Genomic DNA, 1864 nt, shown 5'->3' on the forward strand with positions numbered 1-1864 from the left:
CTCGGCCTTTCGATGATCTACGGCTTCGCTCGTCAGTCCGACGGACACGCCAAGATCTACAGCGAGATTGGAAAAGGCACCACTGTCAAAATCTACCTGCCTCGCTACTATGGTGATGCTTTGGACTGCGAGGATACTGCTGACGGCTTCAGCGCCGAACATCGCGCGGAACACGGTGAGACCGTGTTGGTGATCGAGGATGAAGCAGCGGTCCGCCACCTTGTGGTGGAAGTTTTACACGATCTCGGCTACCGCACGCTGGAAGCTATCGATGGACCCTCAGGCTTGAAGATCTTGCAGTCTACCAAGCCCATCGATCTCCTGATTACCGACATCGGACTACCCGGATTGAATGGACGTCAAGTTGCTGATGCCGCCCGCCTTGTCCGTCCTGGCCTGAAGATTCTCTTCATGACCGGTTATGCTGAGAACGCCACTATCGCCAACGGTGTTCTTGAGCCAGGAATGCAGATGATAACCAAGCCCTTCGCGGTTGATGCACTCGCCACGCGTGCGCGAGATATGATCGGAGGCAAGTAGAGGATCCCCAGCATCATAAGTCTTCGATGTTGCAGACTTATCAGCATTGGCGTTGAGCCGGCCGACTCACGCCGTCCCTATGATCCGGCTGCAGCGGTCGGTGTCCTGCGTCACCACCACCGGCTTGCGGAACACCGGGGCGGCGAGCGCCTGCCGTGCCCGGGCACCCTAGGGCTGGCGGCTCTCGGGCACGTCGATCTCGGCCAGCCGCACCCGCACCTGCTGCCTGTCCGTGGTCGGCACGGTCAGGGTGTCACCGTCGCTGAGGCCCACCACCTCGCCGCGCAGCTCGGCGGCCGAAGCAGGGACGGAGAGCAGCAGGACGAGGGCCAAAGCACCGATGAGACGAAAAGGAGAGGCATGGGGCAGGGTAGGCGCAGGGCTGCCACCAGAATGCGAACCGCCCGGCGGATGTCTCCAGCCGGGCGGATGGGTTCTGCTTGCCCCCCTCTACACCGGCCTGGAGGCTGGTGGCGATCCAATTAGGATCCGTTCTCGCTTGGAGCGTTCACCACGCCGCCGCAGTGAAGGTGTTGTAGTGGAGGGCGGTAACGCTCGATGAATGGCGACGAAGAAACCGCAGATGGGGTGAAAAGCTGAGCGGTCCCTGGCGCTGGCATCGGTGAGAGCGTGCTGGTCACGACGAGCCCACCCTACGCTTGTTGGTGAGCGAGGTACTGGAGGGGTTGGACTACTCGACCCTCCGACGGTTCCCACCAAGCTGGCCCTTGTTGGCCAGCGGCAATCCAGATTTGGCGGGGCAAGTGATGCTGGCACGCCGATCGACATGCTCGGTCAGCGCCCGATCAGCAGTTCCATACACCCGCCCCATCTTCGTGATTTGCGGCAACGCTCAAGGCCGTGAAGATCGTGATCCACTGTTTGCCGGCGAACCCGATGGTTGACGCCGCACCCTTCCTGACCCGCTGCGCCCGTGTTTAGCAATTCCAGCGGCATCGTCCGCGCCACGCTGCCCGCGCAGCCGGAAGGTCGTGGTGGTCAGGCCCTGGAGATCCTGGAGGGCACGACCGCCACGATGCACTTCGACCGGACGGATGCCAGTCAGGACATGGTCTTCCGCTTCGTGCCGGATGAGCCTGAGACCGCGTCGCAGTATTTCGGCTACGACCCTGCACGGCCTCCAGTCATCATCTGGGCTGCTGGAGACACGTTCCCGAAGTACCTAACGATCGGGGCGATTGAGGACGCGCTACCGATCGAGAGCAATTGGATGCTGGAGCCGCTCGCGGTCGTGTCCCATCGCGTGGTGTAGGAGCGATGGTTTCCGGCGGGCTGAACTACCGGATCAGGCTGGCACGGCGGA

3 protein-coding genes are annotated in these 1864 nt (G+C 62.1%); 2 read left to right on the forward strand and 1 reads right to left on the reverse strand.

The window, feature by feature from the left end; genetic code table 11:
- A partial coding sequence (locus D2K64_RS23440) for a response regulator (protein WP_120010819.1) occupies positions 1-540 on the forward strand: 540 nt, incomplete at its 5' end.
- A 168-nt stretch (positions 541-708) separates the two neighbouring features.
- On the opposite strand, the gene D2K64_RS24840 is transcribed toward D2K64_RS23440, so the two are convergent.
- On the reverse strand, positions 709-873 hold the full coding sequence (locus D2K64_RS24840) for a thermonuclease family protein (RefSeq protein WP_157986103.1): 165 nt from the start codon (positions 871-873) through the stop codon (positions 709-711).
- 601 nt (positions 874-1474) lie between these two features.
- Between D2K64_RS24840 and D2K64_RS23445 the strand changes: the two genes are divergently transcribed.
- Positions 1475-1813 carry a hypothetical protein gene (locus tag D2K64_RS23445; RefSeq protein ID WP_120010820.1) on the forward strand — a complete coding sequence of 113 codons (339 nt, stop codon included), beginning with the start codon at positions 1475-1477 and terminating at the stop codon, positions 1811-1813.
- The last annotated feature ends 51 nt before the right edge of the window (positions 1814-1864 follow it).

This window comes from Teichococcus vastitatis, from assembly GCF_003604215.1.
Taxonomy (GTDB): Bacteria; Pseudomonadota; Alphaproteobacteria; order Acetobacterales; family Acetobacteraceae; genus Pseudoroseomonas; species Pseudoroseomonas vastitatis.